Origin of the sequence: uncultured Thomasclavelia sp. (assembly GCF_944324745.1) — a bacterium.
In the GTDB taxonomy this organism is placed as follows: Bacteria; Bacillota_I; Bacilli_A; order Erysipelotrichales; family Coprobacillaceae; genus Thomasclavelia.
This window is the reverse complement of record NZ_CALUXO010000090.1, coordinates 1-24,271: the sequence shown is the minus strand read 5'-3', so window position 1 is coordinate 24,271 and position 24,271 is coordinate 1. Positions and strand designations below refer to the sequence as shown.

General features: G+C 30.7%; 25 protein-coding genes, 1 pseudogene and 1 riboswitch. Of the genes and pseudogenes, 7 read left to right on the top strand and 19 right to left on the bottom strand.

Going from position 1 to position 24,271, the window contains the following annotated elements; translation table 11 throughout:
- Positions 1-123 precede the first annotated feature (123 nt).
- Together Q0K54_RS12785 and Q0K54_RS12780 are read right to left on the bottom strand one after the other, a co-directional pair.
- Entirely contained in the window at positions 124-4,242 is a 4,119-nt protein-coding gene (locus Q0K54_RS12785; RefSeq protein ID WP_294581804.1) for a chitobiase/beta-hexosaminidase C-terminal domain-containing protein, read from the bottom strand.
- 139 nt (positions 4,243-4,381) lie between these two features.
- On the bottom strand, positions 4,382-5,083 hold the full coding sequence (locus tag Q0K54_RS12780; protein ID WP_294581803.1) for a GntR family transcriptional regulator: 702 nt from the start codon (positions 5,081-5,083) through the stop codon (positions 4,382-4,384).
- A gap of 276 nt (positions 5,084-5,359) precedes the next feature.
- Here Q0K54_RS12780 and Q0K54_RS12775 point away from each other — a divergent pair, with 276 nt between their 5' ends.
- Positions 5,360-5,899: a hypothetical protein gene (locus Q0K54_RS12775; RefSeq protein WP_294581801.1), complete on the top strand. Its 540-nt coding sequence runs from the start codon at positions 5,360-5,362 to the stop codon at positions 5,897-5,899.
- Positions 5,900-5,914: 15 nt separating this feature from the next.
- Here the strand turns inward: Q0K54_RS12775 and ftsH are convergent, their stop codons facing one another.
- Both ftsH and Q0K54_RS12765 read right to left on the bottom strand, forming a co-directional pair.
- A complete protein-coding gene (gene ftsH, locus Q0K54_RS12770) occupies positions 5,915-7,729 on the bottom strand; it encodes an ATP-dependent zinc metalloprotease FtsH (RefSeq protein WP_294581800.1) in 1,815 nt (604 codons plus the stop codon).
- 11 nt (positions 7,730-7,740) lie between these two features.
- Positions 7,741-8,166: pseudogene (locus tag Q0K54_RS12765) on the bottom strand (GTP pyrophosphokinase family protein).
- Positions 8,167-8,347: 181 nt separating this feature from the next.
- On the opposite strand from Q0K54_RS12765, the gene Q0K54_RS12760 reads away from it, so the two are divergent.
- Positions 8,348-8,920 (top strand): response regulator transcription factor, encoded by a 573-nt coding sequence (locus tag Q0K54_RS12760; protein ID WP_294581798.1) that lies wholly within the window; start codon positions 8,348-8,350, stop codon positions 8,918-8,920.
- Positions 8,917-9,966 carry a HAMP domain-containing sensor histidine kinase gene (locus Q0K54_RS12755; protein ID WP_294581796.1) on the top strand — a complete coding sequence of 350 codons (1,050 nt, stop codon included), beginning with the start codon at positions 8,917-8,919 and terminating at the stop codon, positions 9,964-9,966. The genes Q0K54_RS12760 and Q0K54_RS12755 overlap by 4 nt, the downstream gene beginning before the upstream one ends.
- A gap of 30 nt (positions 9,967-9,996) precedes the next feature.
- Here Q0K54_RS12755 and Q0K54_RS12750 read toward each other — a convergent pair whose 3' ends face one another.
- From Q0K54_RS12750 to Q0K54_RS12730, 5 genes are all read right to left on the bottom strand, one after another.
- Positions 9,997-10,329 (bottom strand): TIGR04076 family protein, encoded by a 333-nt coding sequence (locus Q0K54_RS12750; RefSeq protein WP_294581794.1) that lies wholly within the window; start codon positions 10,327-10,329, stop codon positions 9,997-9,999.
- A 132-nt stretch (positions 10,330-10,461) separates the two neighbouring features.
- Positions 10,462-11,292, bottom strand: a complete 831-nt coding sequence (locus Q0K54_RS12745) for a MurR/RpiR family transcriptional regulator (protein ID WP_294581791.1) — start codon at positions 11,290-11,292, stop codon at positions 10,462-10,464.
- 3 nt (positions 11,293-11,295) lie between these two features.
- Positions 11,296-12,060 carry an HD domain-containing protein gene (locus Q0K54_RS12740; protein WP_294581790.1) on the bottom strand — a complete coding sequence of 255 codons (765 nt, stop codon included), beginning with the start codon at positions 12,058-12,060 and terminating at the stop codon, positions 11,296-11,298.
- The gene (locus tag Q0K54_RS12735) at positions 12,047-12,532 is read right to left on the bottom strand and encodes a GNAT family N-acetyltransferase (protein WP_294581788.1); all 486 of its coding nucleotides are present in this window, start codon (positions 12,530-12,532) and stop codon (positions 12,047-12,049) included. The genes Q0K54_RS12740 and Q0K54_RS12735 overlap by 14 nt, the downstream gene beginning before the upstream one ends.
- A 72-nt stretch (positions 12,533-12,604) precedes the next feature.
- Positions 12,605-13,321, bottom strand: coding sequence for a RibD family protein (locus tag Q0K54_RS12730; RefSeq protein WP_294581786.1), 717 nt, complete (start codon positions 13,319-13,321; stop codon positions 12,605-12,607).
- Positions 13,322-13,479: 158 nt separating this feature from the next.
- On the opposite strand from Q0K54_RS12730, the gene Q0K54_RS12725 reads away from it, so the two are divergent.
- Positions 13,480-14,052 (top strand): PepSY domain-containing protein, encoded by a 573-nt coding sequence (locus Q0K54_RS12725; protein ID WP_294581784.1) that lies wholly within the window; start codon positions 13,480-13,482, stop codon positions 14,050-14,052.
- Between the two features lie 35 nt (positions 14,053-14,087).
- Here the strand turns inward: Q0K54_RS12725 and Q0K54_RS12720 are convergent, their stop codons facing one another.
- Complete coding sequence (locus Q0K54_RS12720; RefSeq protein ID WP_294581783.1) at positions 14,088-14,597, bottom strand: GNAT family N-acetyltransferase; 510 nt, start codon at positions 14,595-14,597, stop codon at positions 14,088-14,090.
- 91 nt (positions 14,598-14,688) lie between these two features.
- A riboswitch (Fluoride riboswitch) is annotated at positions 14,689-14,763 on the top strand.
- A gap of 47 nt (positions 14,764-14,810) precedes the next feature.
- Between Q0K54_RS12720 and Q0K54_RS12715 the strand changes: the two genes are divergently transcribed.
- A complete protein-coding gene (locus Q0K54_RS12715) occupies positions 14,811-16,007 on the top strand; it encodes a sodium:proton antiporter (RefSeq protein WP_294581780.1) in 1,197 nt (398 codons plus the stop codon).
- Positions 16,008-16,028: 21 nt separating this feature from the next.
- Here the strand turns inward: Q0K54_RS12715 and Q0K54_RS12710 are convergent, their stop codons facing one another.
- The 8 genes from Q0K54_RS12710 to Q0K54_RS12675 all read right to left on the bottom strand — a co-directional run bounded on the left by Q0K54_RS12710 (position 16,029) and on the right by Q0K54_RS12675 (position 21,856).
- Positions 16,029-16,994, bottom strand: coding sequence for an aldo/keto reductase (locus tag Q0K54_RS12710; protein ID WP_294581779.1), 966 nt, complete (start codon positions 16,992-16,994; stop codon positions 16,029-16,031).
- A 95-nt stretch (positions 16,995-17,089) separates the two neighbouring features.
- The gene (locus Q0K54_RS12705; protein ID WP_294581777.1) at positions 17,090-17,980 is read right to left on the bottom strand and encodes a LysR family transcriptional regulator; all 891 of its coding nucleotides are present in this window, start codon (positions 17,978-17,980) and stop codon (positions 17,090-17,092) included.
- A gap of 14 nt (positions 17,981-17,994) precedes the next feature.
- Positions 17,995-18,234 carry a hypothetical protein gene (locus Q0K54_RS12700; protein WP_294581776.1) on the bottom strand — a complete coding sequence of 80 codons (240 nt, stop codon included), beginning with the start codon at positions 18,232-18,234 and terminating at the stop codon, positions 17,995-17,997.
- Positions 18,235-18,331: 97 nt separating this feature from the next.
- The gene (locus Q0K54_RS12695) at positions 18,332-19,162 is read right to left on the bottom strand and encodes an SDR family oxidoreductase (protein WP_294581774.1); all 831 of its coding nucleotides are present in this window, start codon (positions 19,160-19,162) and stop codon (positions 18,332-18,334) included.
- A 13-nt stretch (positions 19,163-19,175) separates the two neighbouring features.
- A complete protein-coding gene (locus Q0K54_RS12690) occupies positions 19,176-19,925 on the bottom strand; it encodes a carboxymuconolactone decarboxylase family protein (RefSeq protein WP_294581773.1) in 750 nt (249 codons plus the stop codon).
- A complete protein-coding gene (locus tag Q0K54_RS12685) occupies positions 19,926-20,441 on the bottom strand; it encodes a flavodoxin (protein ID WP_294581772.1) in 516 nt (171 codons plus the stop codon). It abuts the gene before it with no gap.
- 124 nt (positions 20,442-20,565) lie between these two features.
- Positions 20,566-20,727: a hypothetical protein gene (locus Q0K54_RS12680; protein WP_294581771.1), complete on the bottom strand. Its 162-nt coding sequence runs from the start codon at positions 20,725-20,727 to the stop codon at positions 20,566-20,568.
- A 16-nt stretch (positions 20,728-20,743) separates the two neighbouring features.
- Positions 20,744-21,856 (bottom strand): MerR family transcriptional regulator, encoded by a 1,113-nt coding sequence (locus tag Q0K54_RS12675; protein ID WP_294581770.1) that lies wholly within the window; start codon positions 21,854-21,856, stop codon positions 20,744-20,746.
- Positions 21,857-22,022: 166 nt separating this feature from the next.
- Between Q0K54_RS12675 and Q0K54_RS12670 the strand changes: the two genes are divergently transcribed.
- Positions 22,023-22,397 carry a PAS domain-containing protein gene (locus Q0K54_RS12670; protein ID WP_294581769.1) on the top strand — a complete coding sequence of 125 codons (375 nt, stop codon included), beginning with the start codon at positions 22,023-22,025 and terminating at the stop codon, positions 22,395-22,397.
- 32 nt (positions 22,398-22,429) lie between these two features.
- Here the strand turns inward: Q0K54_RS12670 and Q0K54_RS12665 are convergent, their stop codons facing one another.
- Positions 22,430-23,446 (bottom strand): hypothetical protein, encoded by a 1,017-nt coding sequence (locus Q0K54_RS12665; RefSeq protein ID WP_294581768.1) that lies wholly within the window; start codon positions 23,444-23,446, stop codon positions 22,430-22,432.
- A 205-nt stretch (positions 23,447-23,651) separates the two neighbouring features.
- Between Q0K54_RS12665 and Q0K54_RS12660 the strand changes: the two genes are divergently transcribed.
- The gene (locus tag Q0K54_RS12660) at positions 23,652-24,182 is read left to right on the top strand and encodes a metallophosphoesterase (protein ID WP_294581767.1); all 531 of its coding nucleotides are present in this window, start codon (positions 23,652-23,654) and stop codon (positions 24,180-24,182) included.
- The last annotated feature ends 89 nt before the right edge of the window (positions 24,183-24,271 follow it).

Below are 24,271 nucleotides of genomic sequence, written 5' to 3'. Positions count from 1 at the left end.
ATAATTTATAAGTAGAATATTTGTCAAATTAAACTAGAAAAATTCAACAGAAATAGTAATTATAAATCTTTTTCATTTCAATGTAAAGGAGCTATGATTAACATCAATAGCTCCCTTACCTGATTAAAACTTATATTTCTTTTTCAAACAGAAGATACCTAACATCGATAAACCTAAAAGAGATACCATTTGGATAAGATTTAAATCATCTCCTGTTTTTGCCGCCTGACTAGATGACAACGAAACTACCTGATTAGTATTAGAGGTATTGTTTTGGTCATTTGAAGGGGTTTGTGTTGGTTGTTGATCAGTATTATCGTTATCACCTGGATCTACTGGTTGGTTTGGATCTTCAGGTACTTCTGTTTCTTCTAATACTTCGATTGTATAATTAGCTTCGCTAGTATTACCAGCTTGATCGCTAGCTACAATCTTAACATTATATACTCCAGCTTTATCAGCATCAAAATCAGTAGTAATTGAAAGTGCATCACTTCTAATAACACCATCATGATCATCTTTTACAAATAAATTAAGAATAATTTGAATATCATCACTTGTGCCAATTTGAACTTTAGCATCGTTTCCTTCAATTACTGGTGCTGTTTCATCAGCTATTGTTTCTTTCATATACTTTGATAATTTATCAGCATATTTATTATTTCTAGTAAAATCGAATGATGACCATTTAGCTTTGATTGTTTCAAAACTATCATTGTAAATATCTACTTTAGTACTTGAATTATCTGGCATCGTATACATACCCCAACTGCTATTATCACCAGATACTTTATAAGTCCAGCTAGTATATGACCATCCTTGTTCATTAAAGATCTCTAATCCATAATCCCAGCTTACTTCATTTGAGAAGAATGTAAATTCCCCAACAAAAACTGGTACATTATAATTAGTATCTTCTAAATATTTTACTTTACTTTCAATAAAGGCTTTTTGTCCTTCAGCATCCTTTTCTACATCCCATCCGTAGAAGTGATATTGATAAACCACATTTTCCCAACCGTATAATTCTGGATTAGGTAAATGAGTTGGTTCCCAAATTGCCTGCATTTGAATAATATGATTTTGATCGATTGCTCTAACAGCATCATAAAGACGATCATAAACCTCAAATTGTTCAGTTCCTAAAGCACCACCTGGTTCATTTAATAAATCATAACCGGCAACCCAGGCATTATCTTTATATCTAGTGGCAATTGCTTCCCATAATTTAATGGTTTTAGTAATATTTTCTTCATTCCCAAAGAAATTACCAACATCAGGATTAGAAGTATCTCCTGAGTGATCTTTACCATTTTGAGAACCAAAAGCTCCATGCATATCAATTAAAGTGTAAATATCATATTTAGCGGCATTTTCAATAAACCAGTCTAAACGATCAAAAGCAGTTTCTTTTAATGAACCATCTTCATTACACATTTCAAAATAACTAATGGGTAATCTTAAACAATTTACTCCTTCTTCTTTTAAGATTGCAAAATCATCTTCTGTAAACCAATTATCCTGATAAGTATTAATTAATTCCCAAGCTTTTTCTTCACCAAAACGTTCGCTAAGAACAGCCAATGTAGTTTTTTGGTCCGGAGAATTAACAGGACATTGCCAATTTTCCATTACTAACCAACCACCAATGTTAGTTCCTTTTAATTGTACCACTTCACCAGCACCATAATTATTTCTAATTACTTTACCATCAGTTTTCAAAAATACTGATTGTTCATCGGTAATTGTGATTTCACTAGTGGCAATATCACTAACTTTACCATCTTTAATAGTTACTGCTTTGATTACTGTATCTTTAGTTACATAGAAAGCATTAGTAAATTGTAAACTGTTTTCATCAGGATCAGTTCCATCAAGTGTATAATAAATTTTCCCACCATCAGTAACTGTCGTCATTGAAACTAATTGTCTTTGACCAAACTTACCACTGCTTGGAGTAATTTCTGGTTTAACTACCTCTTCAATTGGATTGATTACATATTCATGGGTTGCAACTTCACCTAAACTATCACTGTTTTTATAAGTAGCAGCAACTTTAAATACTGTATTTTCACTAACTAATAATGGTTGAGTATAATGAGTAGATTCAATTGTTGGATCACTTCCATCAGTTGTATAGTAAATTTCTACTTGATCAGTATCTGGAACTCTAAATTCTACTACTACTGAACCATCATATGTTCCAGCCACTTTATCAGCAGCAACTTTATTAGGAGCAATTACATAATCAAGAGTAGTTACGGCACTTTGTTTACCATCACGAACAGCAATTGCTTTAATTGTCATTGTTTTATCAATAGTTATATATCCTTGAGCCACATTAGAATCAACCGTTGGATCACTTCCATCAGTTGTATAGTAAATTGTTGCATCAGGATCTGATAATAATTCTACTGATGAAGCGCTATTAAATAATAGCTGATCAGTACTTGGATATACTTGTTGTGGTGCTGTTGGAAATTTATATTCAAAAGTCATCACATTTCCAAATTTATCACCATCATAAGAAATAGCTTTAATTACTGTTGTTTGATTAACGGTAATTGCCTCCGTATACTTAGCACTTGATAAAGATGGTGTAGAGCCATCAAGTGTATAGTAAATATCTAAACCATCGGCCTGTAAAGCAACACTCATTTCTTTTGAGTATTTTCCTGAAGCTTTACTAGCAACAACATCACTAATGATATTACTATCTTGATAGTAATTTAATGTTACTACTTCACTATATTCACCATTATCATAACTTACAGCTTTAATTGTTGCAGTATCATTTAACGTAATCATACCATCATATTTAGTACTATTAACTGTTGGTTGACTACCATCTAATGTATAATACATTGATGCATTCATATCATTAGTTAAACTTACCTCAATCGAATCCTTAAAAATATATCCAGATTCAATATTAGCTTTTGGTTGACTAGGAGTCATATCTGGAACTCCAGTTGATAAGTAATTATCAAAATATAAATCATCAATATAATAAGTTCCAGCATTCCATTGTCCCATTCGAACACCAGTTACTTTTGTCTTATCAATACCACTAATATCTGATAATTTAATATAATATTGACTCCAGTTATTTTTAGAAGTTGATGGAGAACGCCAATCATAACTTGATTCATTACCATCTTCATCAATTAAAGATAATTGCATTGTATTGCTTCCTTGAGTATCTTTAATATAAAAAGCAAAATATTTTAAATCAGATACATTAACTGGATGATTAAAATCAATTTTAATATTTCCATCAGTTTTAGAAGTTCCATTACTTACTTCTTTGACATATTTTAAACTTTGCTTACCATTATGCTTTTCATCACTTACCAGTTGACAAGATGCATTGCTGGCAGCAACTGCATTAATACCATCTTCAAAAGTTTGAACGACAACAGGAGTATAATTTGAATTATCACTATGATCGATTTTATAATCAAATTCATACACATCACTAATATTACCATTTTGATATGCTATTGCTTTAATTACCATATCATCATTAACTTCAATTACCCCTTGATATACACTACTTTGATTAGTAGGCTGACTACCATCAGTAGTATAATAAATAATCTGTCCTGCCTGAGCACTTAAACTAACTTCAAAACTATCATTATAGGTACCTGAAGGTACACTGGCATTAACTGCTAAATCTTTTGCAGTAATATCACTAAATTGAATATCATCAATTAAATATGTCCCCGCATTCCATTCACCAACATAAATACCAGTAATTTGTGTTAAATCTAAAGTACTAAAGAGATCAAGACCGATTGATACCTGAGTCCACTTTCCAGCTGTTACATTTCCAGTCCATTCTCCTTCAACACTTCGACCTTGACTATCAATTAAAGATACGCGGACACTGTTTGCTCCAGCATCTTTTACCCATAGAGTAACATACTTATAAGAAGATACATCTACTGGTTGTTCTTTTTTGACGATCATACTGCGATAAGTTAAGCTAGGCCAATCACTGCTGGTTACTTCAAGACTGGCAACCTTATTCCCGATACCAGTAGCTGATCCATCAACGATATTAAGATTTGCGTCATTTGTTGCTTGAATATCATTATCTGATCCTTCAAAATCTTCAAACATCAAAGGTTCCCGAGGTTCGCTTTCTAAAGCAAAAACATTTATTGGAACATTTCCGAAAATCATCGTTACTAATACTATTACTTTTAATATTTTTCCTATTAGTTTCTTTTTCATTTTGCCCTCCCATTTATTAGAATTGTTTGAATTTATTGGTATCAATATATCATATTATAAAACTTATTTTTAAAATGTAAAGCGTTTTCATAAAATTTATTCCAACAAATAATATAAAAAGATAGAGTCAAACTCTATCTCAACGAATAGCTGCCGCATAAAAACTAACATATTTATAATTATAAATTATTTGCGACGTATTAAATAAAACCCCATTATCTAGATAAACCGTATCCGCTACTACCAATCCCGGATCACCAGGATTTAAACCTAATAACTCCGATTGATATTCATCCAATTTAATCGCACAAATATTTTTATCGGCAAACCCAAATTTAAGTTTTAAATCATTTTGCAGATAACTATATATCGATTGCTCTGCAATCTCACGTCCTAAATATGGGACTACTTTTTTACTATAATAACTTAACTCCAAAGCAAATTTCTTATCATCAAGAATTCTTAGACGCTTACAATAATAAATTAAATCCCCAAGCTCACACAACATTTTTTTAGCTAACTTTTCATCAGCTTCTAATAATTCAATCGAAAGAACCTGATTGGTAAAAGTATTATTAGGAAAATCATAAGTAAGACCATTAGTTCCCATTATCGGTATACTATTTTCATTATTTCTTTGACGAATATAAAACCCACTTCCTTGCCTTGAATAAATAATTCCCTGACTAGTAAGCAGCTTTAATGCTGAACGAATTGTATTGCGTGAAACCTGATAATATTCTATCATTTCATCTTCAGTTGGCAATTTAGAACTTTTTTCAAACTCCCCTTGCTTGATTCTTGCTACAATATCCTGAGCAACTGTTTCATATTTTGCCATATAACATCACCACCTATAAATTAAGAATATCATAACTAAAAAAAGATATCAAATATTTATTGGAATAAATATTATTTGTTATTTAATTTTTATATTCTACAACAAACTACCCAAAATAGTGCGATTAAATTATATAATTATCACAATTATCACTCTTCTATCTCATAATCTACTCTTTTTAGATGATGTTATCAATCTATAAACTATGTTATAATAACAATGATTGATGTTATCTTCAGGGAAATTAAATACTAATACACTTTAGGAGGGATGAAAATGGTTAAAAAAATTAGCTTCGTGATCCTAATATGTCTTGGTCTATTTGGATGTACCCCAAATCAAACAATCGAGTCAGATCCGGTAGTCGATGAATTAATGTCACAAATTGAAACCTTTGTACCAGAAGAAGTATATCAGGAATTAAATAATGATGATCAAGATGTTTTTACGATTAATGAAAGCAATGAAAAAATTATTAGTATCGCTAATGCTAAAGAAGATCCAACTTTAAGATTGGACTTTGTTTTTCAAGATGATAAGTTAGTGCAATATGTTAGTAAAGAATATGGATTTGTTGATAATGAATTGAAAGATGATGTTATCGATGAAAGTCAAGCGATAGAATTAGCCCAAACTTTTTCAAAGACATTTTTAAACAAGGAAAACACATTTACTGTCAGCGAGCCACTTAGCGGTTATGATACTCCTGATTACCTAACACTTGTTGATCAAGATAGTAATATATATTTGATTCAATTAAATAAAAATATGCTAATTAATTATGAAGATTATCAATATTTGACCACTGAACAATAATTCAGTGGTCATAATTTATTTCGTATTTAAAATCATCATGAACTCTTCACCAGTAATCGTTTCATGTTCATATAAATATTTAGATAATTCATGTAACTTATCAATGTTTTCTTTTAAAATATCCATAGCTTTTTGATGTTGCGTTTTAATTAAAGTGTTAACTTCTTCATCAATTTTAGCTTCTGTCGCTGCCGAACAAGTCATCGAATTATCGCCACCTAAATACTGGCTCGTCTGATTTACCATCGCAACCATATCAAATTCATCACTCATTCCATAACGAGTGACCATTGCCTTAGCAATTTTAGTTGCTTGTTCAATATCATTAGAAGCGCCAGTCGTCATTCGATTAAAGATTAACTCTTCTGCTGCCCGACCTCCTATTAATGTAGCAATCTTGTTTTCTAATTCCTCTTTGCTCATTAAAAAGTGATCATTATCATCAACTTGAAGCGTATAACCAAGAGCTCCTGAAGTTCTAGGAATAATGGTAATTTTACGAACCGGAGCGGAATCACTTTGTTTAGCGGCCACTAAAGCATGGCCGATTTCATGATAAGCAACGATAAGTTTTTCTTTATTTGAAAGAACCCGACTTTTCTTTTGATATCCGGCAATAACAACTTCAACACTTTCTTCTAAATCACTTTGGGTAACAAATTTACGACCTTCACGAACCGCTTTTAAAGCCCCTTCATTAACAATATTAGCCAGTTCGGCTCCAGAAGCACCAGCAGCCACTTTAGCAATAGCGCTATAATCGCTATTCTTTTCAGTTTTAATCTTTTTAGCATGGACTTTTAGAATTTCTTCACGTCCTTTTAGATCCGGTAATTCTACTGGGATCCGTCGATCAAAACGACCTGGCCTTAATAATGCTGGATCCAATGAATCTGGCGTGTTAGTTGCTGCTAAAATAACGACACCTTTTGAACTATCAAAACCATCCATTTCAGTCAACAACTGATTAAGTGTCTGTTCCCGTTCATCATTACTGCTGAATTGACCATTACGTTTTTTACCAATAGCATCAATTTCATCAATAAAAACAATACATGGTGCTTTTTCTTGAGCTTGTTTAAATAAATCCCGAACTTTTGAAGCTCCCATACCTACAAACATCTCGACAAATTCAGAACCTGAAATTGAAAAGAATGGTACTTCAGCCTCCCCAGCGACAGCTTTTGCTAATAAAGTTTTACCAGTTCCTGGTGGTCCAACTAATAAGGCTCCTTTAGGTAATGAGGCATCAATTTCCTGATATTTTTTCGGATTATGTAAAAATGAAACAATTTCACTTAACAGCTCTTTAGCTTCATCTTCACCAGCTACATCATCAAACTTAATTCCATCGGTAGATTTGACATACACTTTAGCACCACTTTTACTACGACCAAAGGCCATTGAGTTGACCGGGTTAAAACCATTATTAATTTTTTCGGTCATTTTTTTGCTAATGACCCGCCAAATAGCGACAAAAATAACTACTGGCAAAATATAATTAACCAAAATATAGACAAATGGTGAAACATCGCTGGAAATATTTGTTTTAAACTCAGCATTAGAGTTATATAAACGATCTACTAATCCTGGATCTTCAATCATCCCTGTTTCATAAACTTTATCTTTATCTTTGTCAGTAAATGTAATCGTATCACTACCAATTTCCACATAACCTATATTTTTATCCTCAGTCATTTTCATAAAGGTTCCATAATCAACTTCCTCAACTTGATTTTTGTACAAATCTAGAAAAAACAGCCAGTTTAGCAATAATAATATAACAACGGCAATGATCCAATAATATAAATACGGCTTAATTTCTTGCATTCTATCACTTCCTAACGATTAATAATTATTGATTTGAGGATGAATCTCTTGCATTTTATCATCAAGCATAGAACTAATTTGTGCACATCTAACAGTTGTTTCGATATTGCTTTAGTAGTCGATGCATCTAGATTCTTTTTATAGCGTAATTTATGTTCTAAACTAGCCCAAAAATCCATCGCTATTGTTCTAAGTTGGACTTCTACTTTCATTGCTCTTTTTTCATTTTTTTAAAAAGATAGGAACTTCATGATTAAATGTAGACTGCGATAACCATTATCTTTAGGATACTTGATATAATCTTTAGTTCTAATTAATTTAATATCATCTTGTTGCAACAGACAATCAGCTAATAGATAAATGTCTTTTTCAAAGGAACAAATTACTCTTATCCCGGCAACATCAAAAATGTTTTCTTCAATAGCCTCTACAGTCAACGGCAACTTTTTATATCAAAGTACAACTTTTGACTTCAAAATTTCTTACTTTAAGTTACAATAAAGCTACGAGGTGAATATAAATGATCAAAATATTAGTCGTTGATGATGAAATTAATACCCGTTTATTAATTGAAAAAACTTTAAAACGTGAAGGTTTTGATGTCCTTTGTGGTGCCAAGTGGCAATTGCTTTAAAAATATATGAATCAACTTCGATTGATTTAATGATCGTTGATGTCATGATGCCAAAAATCAATGGATATGAATTAACTGAAATCATTCGAAAAGATAATCCTAATATCCCTATCTTGATGATTACTGCTAAAGAAACGATCGAAGATAAACGAAAAGGTTTCCTTTCCGGTGTTGATGATTATATGACTAAGCCCATCGATTATGAAGAAATGGTCTTAAGAATTAAAGCCCTGCTTAGAAGAGCCAAAATTTCAACGGAAAAACAAATTGTAATCAAAAACACAACCCTTGATTATGATTGTCTAACTGTAACTACGAACAATAAAATAATCGAATTACCTAAAAAAGAATTTTTATTGTTATTTCATTTACTTTCATATAAAGGACGGATTTTTACAAGAAGACAATTAATGGAAAATATTTGGAATATGGATTCTGAAAGTGATGAACACACGATCGATGTCCATATTAATCGTTTACGTAATAAGTTTAAAGATAATCCTGATTTTGAAATTGTCACTATTCGAGGATTAGGATATGAGGCAGTTGAAAAATGAAACATGTTAGCAGCTTAAGAAAATCATTAATTCTATTTGTCTTTTTTATTTTGATAATTACCGGTTTCATTAGTTTTATCTTACTTTATTTAATTCTTAAAAATTATGGTAGTATCGGGGTAGCACAAATAAGACGGGTACCCATTTTACTAATAATTATCGCTACGATTGTTGCAATTGCCGTTGGTACTTTAGTGACCATCATCATTAGTAAGACAGTTTTAAAACCGTTGCAGCAAGTAATCAATGCTACTAAAGAGATTGGTCAAAGCAATTTTAATTATACAATTCCTGAAACTAATTTAATCAATAATAAAAAAACAGAAATCACCGAATTAATTTCCAGCTTTAATGTCATGACTCAACAATTAGCCAGTATTGAATTATTCAAAAATGATTTTATCAATAATTTTTCTCATGAATTTAAAACCCCAATTTCTTCAATCATTGGCTTTGCAGAAGAATTAGAACGTGATGATATAACCAAAGAAGAACGAAAACTTTATCTTTCAATTATTATTAGTGAATCAAAACGTTTAGCTAATTTGTCGTCAAATATCTTGCTTTTAACCAAATTAGAAAACCAGATGATCATTACAAACAAAAAGACTTTTTCACTCGATGAACAGATTCGTAATACTATTTTAATGATGCAAGATGATTGGAAAAGTAAAAATGTTAACTTAGAACTGAGTTTAGAAGCAGTTGAATATTATGGCAATCCTGAATTAATAAAACAAATTTGGATCAATCTAATTAATAATGCCATTAAATTCACTGATGAAAATGGCACAATTAAAATAAATCTTAAAACTGATGATACCAAAATTATTGTCGTAATCGAAGATAATGGAATTGGGATGGAACCAGAGATTATTAAACATATTTTTGATAAATTTTATCAAGGTGATGCTTCAAGAGCCACTAAGGGAAAAGGGTTAGGTCTTTCTTTAGTCAAAAAAATCGTTGATTTATCTAAAGGAACGATCGAGGTAAAAAGTAAGATTGATCAGGGAACTACTTTTACTATTTATTTAGATAAATAGGCCACTGAATTTTCATTCAATGGCCTTATTTTATTCATCAATTCGTTCGATTTTAAAAATTACTGGTCTTGTTCCATCATTGCAGCAGGCAATCATTTCATTTTCTTTTTTCATCCAGCCTTTCATAATCGAACCACCCTGCAAACCAGCATAAATGTACCGACTCACACAATCCCAAGCCTCAGCACAGAACTTACCATCTAACATATGCCAAAAATCATCTTTGCCATTGCCCCGTTCTAAAATAAATTCTTGTCCAACTTCAAATATCGGACATGGTCCTGCTTTAGGATCAGCACAATATTTTTCCTGTAATTCTGGATAACATTTTTTATCAATAACGGTAACTTTTACTTTAGCCATAATCAATCCTCCTACTCATTAATTTAAATATAATATTTTGTCACTTTTTCATCAATATTTTTGGTTAATTTAGAAACGTAGTAACCTAATTTAGCTAATTATTTTACCAATTTAAGTTACCAGATAACATATTTAGATTTTTTTAAAGAAAATTTGATTATAAAGTTCTTCCATTTTTTGACTCTTTTTCAAGTCATGTGATACTAAAATACTATAAATTAGATCAAAAAAATATTTACACGCGGTAAAATATCGCAATTCACCAATTCGATCCATTTTACTTTCAAATGGGGTATTGATGGTATAGCTGCAATAATCTGCCAGTTTATTTTGATGATTATTGGTAATAGCAATAGTAGTAATTCTTCTTCGTTTTAACGTTAATGCCATTTCTAGTAAGTAAGTATTTAAAGCAAATTTACTTAAAATGATTACTAAATGATCATTAGAAACACTAAAAGTAAAATTTAATTGTTTATCTATTTCATGATAAACCGTGACAATTTTGCCTACATTGCTTAAACAATGAGCAGCGTATTGTGCTATTTTAGCATTGGTATCATTAGCAATAATATCTAAATAATTAGTTGCTTCTATTAATTCAATTAGTTTATTCAATGTAGTAATTGAAAGCATTTCTTTCATTTGATTAATAGCATCGATTTCTAGCTGAGCCATTTTATTAACTAATGACAATGTATCTTCATTAAAATCAATTTGATAAGTATCTAGACGTAGATTCTTTAATACATTTCCAATATTATATTTAAACTCATTATAATTATGATATCCTAGCTTTTTGATAAATCGAATAATTGATGTAGCGCTAGTATATGTCCTTTGGGCAAATTCTCGGGTTGATAATTTAGGAATTTCTTCAATATGTTCAATCATATAAGTGGCAATGACTAATTCATTTTCACTTAAATCATGATGTTCCTGTAATTGTTTTAGAAGATCCATCTTTTATTCCTCAAGATATTTTAATGATAATAGCTGTAATTGATGATATTGGTTTGCTGTTTTAGTTTGTCTTGGCGCCACCCGATTAAATAAACGATTAATATAGTCATTTTCCCGAATATATTTCTTACTGGCATCAAAATGTAAATCAAAAATAAAAGCAATATAAGATAACCATTTATCTAAGTTAGTTTGACGGCTGGGACTATAAATAAGCTGACACTGTAAATATTGATCATAAACGCCATCACTAATGCTTTCTTTTTCCAGCTGTTCTTTAGTAACATTTAATAACGTTTCAAAGCTTTCTGTTTCTTTGACCCGAAAATTATCTAACTTATCAGCATCACGAATTAAATGAATAAATAATAATTCACGCTCACTAAAAGTACCGGTTACTTGGTATTTATTATGTTGTTCAATCGCTACTTTAATTAATGAATCATATTTGCGATTACTGATAAATTCTTTGATCAATCCCTGATCAAACAATAACTGACTGGAAAACAAGGCATGATCAATTGTTTTATAGTCTTCAAAACTATGATAAATACGATATTGTTCAAAGCGCCCTAAATCATGCAACAAAGCAATTATTAAAGCCAGCTGTAAATCCTCATCATCTAATTTAAGTTCCTGGCACAAGTATTCCATATTATTAACAACCTGAAAACTATGTACTACTTTTAATTTAATTAAACTTTGGCTCAAATCATAATTACTAATATACTCATTAAATCTCTTTTTAGCCTGATCAAATAATTCCATCATTTTCACCACCATTTAAAGATAATTTAAAATACAAAACATCATCCATCGGATTATGATAATATGGTTGGGTTTTCTGAAAGCCGAATTGCTGATACAAGGAAATTGCTGCTTTCAATGGTTTAATTGTATCTAAAACCATTTCTTGATAACCACAATTTTTTGCTTCTTTAATGATATTACTCACTAATTTAGAAGCAATTTTTTGATTTCGATATTGTGGTCTTACATATAAACGTTTCATTTCACAGCGATTTTGATCATGACGATAAAAGGCAACACAACCAACTACCTGATTATCATCAGTGACAGCGACTAAAATCCGTCCATGATTTCCGGTGTATTTACTTTTTAAATCATTCAATTCAGCTTCTAAATTTTGGAAACTCAAATCACGATTTAAAAACTGAGTATATTCAACAATCAAATCTTTTACTTGTTCTAGATATTTACTGCCATCAACAATCTTCATAATCATTTCCTTTCTAAATATCTCTAATTATACTACAAAAAGAAAAAATTCTCTGTTTTATTAGAGAATTTACTAATGTTTTTGATAATTTAAATAAACTCCTGAGTTTTCCAATGGCTGACACTGTTTTAATACAAACTCTTTAGAATTAACTGGATTCAATAAATGTTTACCATCACTAAATAATGTTGCTGTATTATCACCACTGGCAATTGGAGCAATGATCAAACTAATTTCATCAATTAGACCTAATGTTAAAAAGCTATCATTAATAATACCACCACCTTGAAGCGTGATTTTATTAATTCCAAATAAATCTTTCAATTTCTGCATAGCCATCACTAGATCTAAATCATCTTTAGTCCCAGCAATTAAATAAGAGATATTTAAGCTACGTAAATATCCTAAATAACTATCACTTACTTCATCACTTAATATTACAATAACATTTTTATTTAATAGACGATCGCTTTTTAAACAACTAGCATCCCAGCCAATTTCACCTAGAGGATCAATTCCGATAACCCATTGTTTTTTTTCATCTCGATAAACAAAATCTTTACAATCAGTTTGATAATTAGAAAAATTGCTTAAATCAAGGTTTTTACTATTTCCATATCGTTCTACTAAGGTTACACTGCCATAAACAATCGCATCACCATGAAAATCAGTAGACATTTTTTGGTAATATGAAGATAATTTTAGGGTTGTGGCAAAATCAAATAAGTTGCCAGCAATCTTACCATCAATTGATTGCAGCATGTGACAAATAATATATGGTCGCTCCATGGCTTTCACATCCTTTCGTTAAAATTATAGCCTTTCAAGTTAACTCGAAGTCAAGAATAATTATGAGAATTTTCTTATTTAATTATTATGTTACTTTAAGGTTTTAATTCAAAAAATAGGTTAAGATATAGATGAAAAAAGAAAAGGAGTTGAAAAACATGAAAAAAATTATAATATTAGCCCTATTAACAATCTTACTAGCCGGTTGTGGCAGCAACAGTAAAGTCAATGCTTTGACGCTAGAAGAAGCCCAAGATATTGCAGTAGCTGAAGTTGAAGGAAAAAAAGTTTTAAAAGCCAAACAAGATTATGATGATGGTATTACTTACTATGATTTTACTATCGTTACTGATAGTGAAAAATATGAGATTGAAGTTGATGCTAATAGCGGTACAATCTTAAAAAAAGAAAGAGATAAAAACTATGTCAGTGATACTACTACTGAAAGCAACGTAACCCCTATTGATAATAATGACACTACAACTAACACTACGCAAAACACTGATCCAGCGACAAATCAAACTACTAATAATATTATCAGTGCTGAAGAAGCCCAAAACATTGCTTTAAATAAAACTGGTGGTGGTTATTTAGTTAAAAGCGAATTAGATCATGATGATCATATACTGGTTTATGAAATTGAAATCAAAAATGGTCATTACGAATACGAAATCGATATTAATGCCAGCACTGGTGAAATTCTAAAATATGAACAAGATTATCATGATTAATCAAAACAGCTAATGCTTTTTGTCATTAGCTGTTTTTATACCAATTTTATCGTGCCATGAATATCTAATAAAGCATCATCTACTAGTTCACAGCCTAAAACATATTCATCCAAGACATTTGTAATATTTTTTATTTGATAATGGCTAACTGCCTGAAATCCAAAGCGGCCATAATAATTATAATCACCAAGCAAAAAGATTGCCTGATAACCAGCTTTTAAAGCAGCTTTTTTAGCATATTCAATTAACTGACCACCAATTCCTTGATTACGATAACCCTTGGCAACACAAAGCGGTGCTAGTAATAATGCCTGATAAGATCCTTCAGAAGATTGAACTACTTGTTTAGTTAGTATAATATGACCAATTAACTGATCGTCTTGAACAGCGACAAATTCTAATTCGGGTAAATAATTTTCACTGTTTCGTAAACTTACGACAAAATCCTGCTCAGTTCCATCAGTTTCTTTGGCCGTTTTAAAAGCTTCTTTAACCAAATCGTAAATTAATTCATAGTCAGCAACTGTTGCTTGACGAATATACATTATATCACCCTCCACTTTATCTAAAATATAACAAGCTTTATTACCAATTACAATTATTTTCTTCTTTACATTCATTACTAATTTTTTTATAATACTATCAGGGAATGAAGTTCTCCCTTGGTAAAAACCTAAACCGCTGTAATAAGCTGATGACTTCTACGATTTTTTATCGTGGAAATCGTCAGCTTTTTAATTTTTATGAGGAGGATTAATATGTTAACATCACTAGCGTTTATTTTTATCATTGGTTTATTGATTGGAGGGATTTTTCAATTATTTAAGTTACCACGGTTGATTGGATTATTGATTACTGGGATTTTAATTGGTCCTTATGCTCTAAACTTACTTGATGATTCTATTTTATCAATTTCATCGGAATTAAGACAAATGGCTTTAATTATTATTTTATTAAAAGCTGGGCTGTCATTAAATTTATCAGATTTAAAAAAAGTAGGCCGTCCAGCCATTATGATGTCTTTTGTTCCTGCCAGTTTTGAAATTCTTGGGTTTTTATTACTAGCACCATCAATTCTTCATATTACACGAATTGAAGCTGCTGTCATGGGTTCTGTTTTAGCGGCTGTATCACCGGCGGTTGTGGTTCCTAGAATGGTTCAGCTGATGGATGGTAAATATGGAACTAACAAAAGTATTCCTCAATTTATCTTAGCTGGAGCTTCTTGTGATGATATTTTTGTTATTGTTTTATTTTCAACTTTTTCATCAATGGCCCAAGGTGGCAGTGCTAATATAACTGATTTTATTAACATTCCAGTTTCTATTATTCTTGGGGTTATTTTAGGAGCTGTTGTCGGTTATATCGTTACTATTATCTTTGAAATGACTTATAAATATAATCATTATATTCGTAACAGTACTAAAATTATTATCATTCTTGGTTTATCATTTTTATTAATGGCAATTGAAACTTGGTTATCAGATATTGTTTCCATTTCGGGTTTATTAGCAGTAGTAGCAATGGCTTGTATGATTAAAATCAAAAGTCCTAAAAATGTCACTAATCGTTTATCTGAAAAATTTGGTAAGCTGTGGATCGGGGCTGAAGTTTTACTCTTTGTTTTAGTTGGAGCAGCCGTTGATATTCGTTATACTATGGACGCTGGAATTGCAGCCATTTTGATGATCTTTTTAGCATTATGTTTCCGTTCAATTGGAGTATCGATCTGTCTATTTAAAACAAACTTAAATTTCAAGGAACGATTATTTTGTATCATTGCATATCTTCCTAAAGCAACGGTTCAAGCTGCTATCGGTTCTGTTCCCCTGGCAATGGGATTAAGCTGTGGTCCGATTGTTTTATCAGTAGCCGTTTTAGGAATTTTAATTACAGCACCCCTTGGTGCTATTGGTATTGATTTAAGTTATCGAAAATTATTGACCCAAGAATAAAGCAGCTGTTACCAGCTGCTTTTAAAAATGCGTTTCATCAATCTCTAAATTATCTAAAGCCTGATTGATTTTTTGTAATTCCTCGTTGCTTAGTTCAATCTTAGCTCCACCTAAATTTTCCTCTAAACGATGGATTTTAGTAGTTCCTGGAATTGGGACGATCCATGGACGTTGCGCCAGTTCCCAGGCTAAAACAATTTGGGCACTAGTTGCCTTTTTATCTTCAGCAATTTTAGCTAACAAATCTAACAAGGCCTGATTTGTTTCCATTACTTCTGGTCTAAATCTTCCCATCGTATTTCTAAAATCACCTTCAGCATATTTTGTATCTTTGGTATATTTGCCACTTAAAAAACCATTTCCTAGTGGACTATAAGCAACAAAGCCAATTCCTAATTCTTCACACACTTTGAATATTTCTTCTTCCGGACTTCTAAAAACCATTGAATACTGATTTTCAATACAAGTCACCGGACATATAGCATGAGCTCTTTTTAAATAATCTAGTGGGGCATTAGATAAGCCCCAATGTTTTATTTTTCCTTCAACGATTAATTCTTTCATTACCGAAGCAACTACTTCTGGTTCTACTTCAGGATCAACTCGATGTTGATAATATAAATCAATATAATCAACATTTAATCTTTTAAGTGATTCATCTAATTGTTTTTTAATCGAATCTGGCTTACTATCTAATATATTTTCAGGTTTTCCATTAACTAATCGTTGTCCGGTGATTCCAAATTTAGTGGCAATTTTAACCTTTTCACGCGGATATATTTCCAAAGCTTTTCCCAGTAATAGCTCATTAGCTTCACCATATACGACTGCGGTATCAAAAAAATTGCATCCTAATTCTACCGCATGTCTAATTAATTTGATCATCTCCTGACGATCAGCGGGAGCCCCATAAGCATGATCCATTCCCATACATCCAAGTCCTATTGCGGATACTTCTAAACCTTGTCCTAATATTCTAGTTTTCATTACGCTACCTCCTGTTTTCTACAGTTATACTGTAACAAAAACCTTAAATCAGCAGAAGTCGCAATTAGATGATAGTTATCACCCATTAGTTCATACTAACTATTAATTTGTTCAATTACTGTTAAAAAACGTTTTACTAACGCACTTGGTTGTAATGAATATAAAATTCCGACTGGAATCGTATGTTTCCAATTAATCTTAACTGTTTTTAACAAGGGATGAATATTATGCCAATCATTAATTGTCAGTAAGATCATTTCTTCATTTTCACAGCGATTAAAAACTTTAATATTAAAAAAAGGAATATCAATTATTTCAATATTATGAAGATTATTTAATAAATCGGCTCTAAGTAAATCAAAAGCCTGGAAGTAGCCTTGACGAATAATCATGACCTTTTGATTTTCTAAATCGGCTAGCGTTAAATCTTGACGATTAGCTAATGGATGTGCCCGTGACATCGTTAAACAAATAGGAGCATCATAAAGTTTTAACGCCTGACACTGGCGTTCAATTAAAAATTCATTATTATAAATTCCCACTACTAAATCAATATTATTACCAAAATTCTTCATGATTTCTCGAGCATTTTCAGGAGTATTTTCAAATGATACTAGATCAAATTTTAAGCCTGGCATCTTTTCAATAATTGCTGTCCATAAATTAATTAAATAATTAACCGGCGTGGTCAATGATGTTCCAATTCTTAAAACTTCTTTTGATGAATCAGAAAAATTTCGAGCTCGTTCGATTGCCTGATAGGAATACTCAATTAAATATTTAGCATCTTGATATAATGATTTACCAGCTGCAGTTAATTTAATTCCCCGATGTGTTCGTTCGAATAAAGAAAAGCCCAAACTGCTTTCTAATAAATTAATTTGTTTCATAACGGCATTTGGTGAAATATATAATTCCTCTGAAGCTTTATTAAAACTGCCAGCATCAGCTACTTTAATAAAAGTGTCTAATTGATGATTATACAAAACGCTTCCCCCTTCTAAAATAAAAATTTAATAACCAGCTTACAAATAACTGGGATAATTAATAAGCCAATGATATACTCCTTAATCAATATTTCTGATAATTTTTTCTCTTCTAATAACAATAACTGTCCTAAAAAAACGATTGCAAAAGTAAAACAATAATTAATTTCTAACGTCATATCCACTCCAATTCCCATAAATAATAGAAAATAATATAATAATTTTTTAAATCGCTTCCTTGATATTTCTTCCACTGCAATTAACCTCCAAATATTAAAAGCTTCCCTACTAATATTATAAATCATCTAAAAAATATTGGTATTAAAAAAAGCGCGATTAAAGCACTTTTAATTATTCTTCAGGTTTTAATGGTCCATAGAAATATGAAGCAGTAGCCCCACCATCAATCAAGAAATCAGATCCAGTGATAAAAGCTCCTTTATCACTCATTAATAACTCAGCTACATTAGCTACTTCATCAGCAGTACCAGGACGTCCGGCTGGACATCTAGCAAACATATTTTTGTAGAAATCACCACGTGGTCCATTGAATTCATCAATAGCTAATGGCGTAACAATAATTCCTGGTGAAATAGAATTAATTCTAGCCCCTTTTTCACCCCATTTAACTGATTCAGCCATTACTCGTTTTTCATTACATCTTTTAGCAATTTGATAAGCATGTAAAGTATCTTTGATATTTTCTGGTTGTAACATATCTAATTTTAATAATTCATCAGTTGGAGTTGTAGCTAATAGTTCATCTTCTTTTGGGGTTAAAGCTGGCATCCGGTGTCCTGATTGACTAGAAATTGTAACTCCAACCCCACCTTCTTTAATAACTTTACCAACTTCTTCTAACAATACTGCCGTACCATATAAATCAACTTTTAAAATAGCTTCGATTGGTGCCTGACTTGGAGAAACACCTGCTCCATTTACTAACATCGTAATATCACCATATTTTTTAGCTTCACTAATCATCGCTAAAATCGATTCTCTTGATGATAGATCCATTTCAAATGGTACAGCATCGAATCCGGCATCGTTCATGATCTTAGCAATATTATTAGCATTTTCAATATTTTTATCACCTAAAATAATCTTTTTTCCATAACCAACTCTTCTGGCAATCGCCATACTAATTTGACCGGCTCCAGTAACAATCATTACATTTTTCATTTTCATAACCTCCTTATTTACTTGCTTCATTGACACATCTTAAAGCATTTAAGCTGCGTGGATATCCAATGAATGGAACACATTGTGATATTACTTTAATCAAAAAGTCTTTATCATTCCCAAGTTTAATATTAGCTTCAGCATGTGATACCAGTTGTGGTTCACATCCCCCTTGAGCTGCTAAAAAACAAAAAGTAATCAATTCTCTTTGCTTATAATCTAAACCATTTCTAGTATAATAATCACCAAAACAATTATCTGCCAGCCAATAATTAATATGTTTAGATTCTTGAGGACCAGATTGATAAAAATCACGCATTTCTTCCCCAAAAATAGCAACTTGGGCTTGTATTCCTTTTTCTAAGCGATTTTGTTGATTTGTTGTGCTTTGTCCAGGTAATGGTAATTTAATTCCATTATCTTTACAAAAATCATTAACTGCATGCAAAAATGGAAATACGCGACCTATACCTAAATAAGCCACCCCTTGATATACGATCTCTTTCATTTCCACAGGACTAATTCCAAAATTATAAGCAGCTGTCAACATCGCTTTGAATTCATCGATAGCCTGGCTTCCAAGTAAAGTTGCCAAAATAGCGATAAATCTTGTCTTATCATCTAAATCATCATGATTGACAACTTCATCAAAGGCAAAGTTATCAAATAATTCAATAAATTCAGGATCAGTTTTTAATAACTGTGATTCATAACCAGGAAACATTTTTTCATGATATGCTTTTGCTTTTTCACTAATTGCCATTTATAACACCTCACTAAGCCATTGTTTAATTTGATTATCAAAATTTTTAACTTGACTGCCCCTAATTGCCAATCCTTGATGAATCTTACTGTTAGGGCATAATTTTTGAAGATCTTTGACACTTTGACCTAGACCACTACCTTCATGAGTACAAAATGGATAAATATTTTTACCACTTAAATCATAACTTTCTAAAAAAGTCCAAACACACATTGGCATAGTTGACCACCAGTTAGGATATCCTAAAAAGATATTTTCATATTCATCAATATGCGAAATGATATTAGTAATTTTTGGTCGGGCATTACTATTTAATTCTTCTTTAGCTACATCAGTACATTGATGATAATTTACTGGATAATCATGCAATGGTTCGATTTCAAAAATATCGGCACCAATCATATCTTTTATCTTATTGGCAACGACTTTAGTATTGCCAATTTCTAAAGTAACAATATTACCAGAAACATAATTTTCATGTTCATGGGAAAAATATATAACTAAATTTTTACTCATCTTTATCACCTTTCCTTCTTGACAACTATATTTTATGATTATTTTTTCTAATAAACAATTTTGATATCTAATTGAAACAATAAGAAAAACTTATAAAAAAAAGAGGTTTGAATAATTCAAACCTCTATGCTTCAAGATACAATTTTGCATATAAATCATTTCGCCAATCACGACGCCCTTGTTCATGCTTTTTAAAAATCGGAATTTCTCCATATTGATCCGCCAGTGATAAATCAACTTCACCAATAAACAAAACTGGTTTATCGCTATTTTTTTGTCCAAACATATAACCCACATAAGCATTATAGCTTTTTTGATTTCGATGAATTTAAGTGATAAATATTTTCAAAATAATCGTACATTTTCAATTCATCTTGATTTAAAAAATTAATTATTTCATCAGTTGTTTCAATTGGAACTTCTTTTTGAACTAAAATACGATAAGCATCCTGATATTTTTCACCAAAATAAAGACCTGAGTCAATTTCAAACTTGTTACCGTCATTAAATAAGATATAAAAATGCAAATTATAAGTGCGATAATTTCCAACCCGATAAGCTGGCAGGGTATTAAATAATAAACTAATATTTACTTTAATAACATCCTGATAAGAATAATTGAGATTTCCTTTATAATAATTTTTACTGATCATTCCTTTTAAAATTGACCAGCGACTTTGATATTCTAAAGAACAAACTGAAATATTATTCTCCGTTAATTCAAGGTATTTTTGTTTACCACAGTGATAGGCCATCATCAGCATTAATAAAATAAAACAAATTCCAATAGCGATCAATGTCATAGTCAGATTAGTTGTAAATGTTGGCAATGGCTTTAAATTACTATTAATAAACTGTTGATTAAGATAAGCAATTGAAATTGGTAACCCAATGGCCAATCCACTTCCCACAACTATTGATAAAATTATCACAAATAACAAAGATCCTAAAAAACTATTTGAATCTATTCGATAACCAATCACTACTGTTTTCAATGGTTTAATATAATTAATTACTTTTTCAAAACATTTTTTTAATTCCTGATGATCAATTTGCTGGTTAGCTAAAACATTTTCTTCAACAATAGTATCTAATAACGGGATTTCTTGATCTTTTAAATCCAAACAGATATCTTTAATATATTGTAAGGAACTGATTTTTTGATCTAAATGTTTTAAATGATTTTTTAATACTGTCTGGAATTCAATTTCATGATTAATTATTTTTTGAATATCATCTAAACTCAGGTCCAGTTCTCTTAAAAACAGAATCTTTTTGATTTTTAAAACATCTTCCTGACTATAATTACGATATCCATTTTGATCTCGTTTAGGTTTAAGTAGCCCCATCTTTTCATAATACCTTAAAGTATGACTACTAACATGTAATAACTCTTGAATTTCCTTAACTAACATTTTTGTCACCTCTTTTTCTAAGTCTAATATAGGGCTTAGACTAACTCTAAGGTCAATAGTTTTAGCTATTTTTATTAAAATATTTCATTATTATCCTATAAATAATCATATCATATAATTAATTCCTTTGATATAATGAAGAAAATAAAGAAGTGAGGTATAAAAAATGGAAGTAAATCAAGAAGTTTTAGCAAATATATTAGATGCCTACCCTTATGAAATAGTTTTTGTCGATCGAAATCATATTGTTCGTTATCTAAATAAAACAGCATTAATTCGTCATGGTAACCGGCTTAAAATTGGAGAAAGTATTTTTAATTGTCACAATGAAAATTCAAGAACTAAAATCGAAGCTTTTTTAAAAAGAGCTGATGCCGGTGAAGAAGAAATGTTTGAAGTTATTAATAAACGAACTGGTGAACGTGAGTTCTTCGTTCCGGTTCGTAATAAAGACAATGAAGTAATTGGCTATTTTGAACGACATGAAGTTGCCTGGAACGAAGAAAATGCAATGGAACCGGTAAAAGAATACTGGAAATAAAACAGGTGGATTCTTGTCCACCTTTAATATTATTATGATTCATTAAATTTTTTATAACCGCTAGTTTTTAAAATATAGCGAGCATTGGTTGCGCCATTATCAACATCAGCAATTATTTCTTGATCAGATAATGATTGAAGATAGATATAAGCACTGTCGTTACTAAAATAGACTGCTAGATATTCATCAGGATCATTAGGCTGGTCAATATTATAACAATTAGCCTCATCACGTTGCTTTAAAGTAACTGAAACAAAACTGGTTTCATTTCTCGTTATATCAATCGTTCCAAATTCTCCTGTTTGATAATCTTTAGAAACTTTAAGAGCATCTTGTAAAATATATCCACGAGCATTGGCATATTCATCTGAATAATAATCAATCGTTGTCGTCACATTTTCACTTATGGCATTGACTTCAGGAATTTCTACTTTACTTGCAAGCAAGGGCAAGTTGACAAAATCCGTATTATCATAATCAATTTTAAAATCATTTTGAAGATCTTCAATTAATTGCAACCAGGCCGTCATCGCTGTTTTTAAAAGTGGTAAATTATCATACATGATTTGATTATTTTGATTAATTGTTAAAAGACCAGCAGCTTCCTGATTATTATTCAATTGATCAAAAACATAATTTTCAATTGAATAAGACATATCATAGGATTTAAAAGTATCATCATTGGAAGTTAAAGACAAACTTTGTTCCTCACGATTATCACCATCTATTTTTGATAAGTGATAAATATACTCGATATACTGTTGATCATTTTGATTTTGTAATGAAAAGGTAATTGTTTCAGTTGTCACATCCTGCTTATTTTCTTGTCTGATCAAAATACTGCGATGATCTAAATCACTAACATAGCTAGGATCTTGAAGCCTAATTGACCAGTTATCTTGTTGATAAGTATTTTCACTAACATAATCTTCCATCGTTGTAATAGTTTCTTTCCAGAAGTCAGTTACCTGGTTATCTGTAGCTATCTCATTTTCCGAGTTACAACCTATTAAACAAAAAGAAAGTAAAATCGTTATTAATATTTTCATACTATATGCTCCTTTAATTTTAAAATAATATTAACATATTATTACTCTTAAAAATAGCCATTAAGATGCATTATCTGGTTCTTTATTTTACTGATAAATTTTTTATCATTATAAATATAAACATGTTTATCTTCTATTGCATTAATAACTATTTTATAATGTAATTAAATACTATATTAAAATTGATGAAAGGGGAAAATACATAATGAAGAAAAAACTACTTTCGATTGTTGCTTCGTTATTTGTTTTATTATCATCATTTGCTTATATCGTTCCAGTAAATGCTAATAATATCGATAATGAAGTAATTATTTATCATACCAATGATACTCATGGCTATTTAGAAGGAAATGGAACAAGTATTATTGGAATTGATACTTTAGCTGGATTAAAAGCTGCGACACCCAATTCTATTTTAGTTGATGCTGGTGATGCTACTCAAGGATTACCACTAGCTTCATTAACTAAAGGTGCTGATGTAATCAAATTAATGAATTTAGCCGGTTATGATGTTATGGCTGCTGGAAACCATGAGTTTGATTATGGAACTGAGCAATTCTTAGCTAATGTATCTTTAGCTAATTTTCCAATTTTAGCTGCCAATATTTATCAAAATGGAGGATGTTTATTAGCCAATAAACAAGAAGGAAATGATGGATGCCATACGATTATTGAACGTAATGGCAAGAAAATCGGATTCCAATGTCGTCAATTTAAGAAGATTAAAAACGGATAGAAATCTATCAAGATATCTATCCTTTTTAATCTTAAATTATAAAAGAATATATTAGCTATATCAATAGATATTCCAATGATTTTATGATA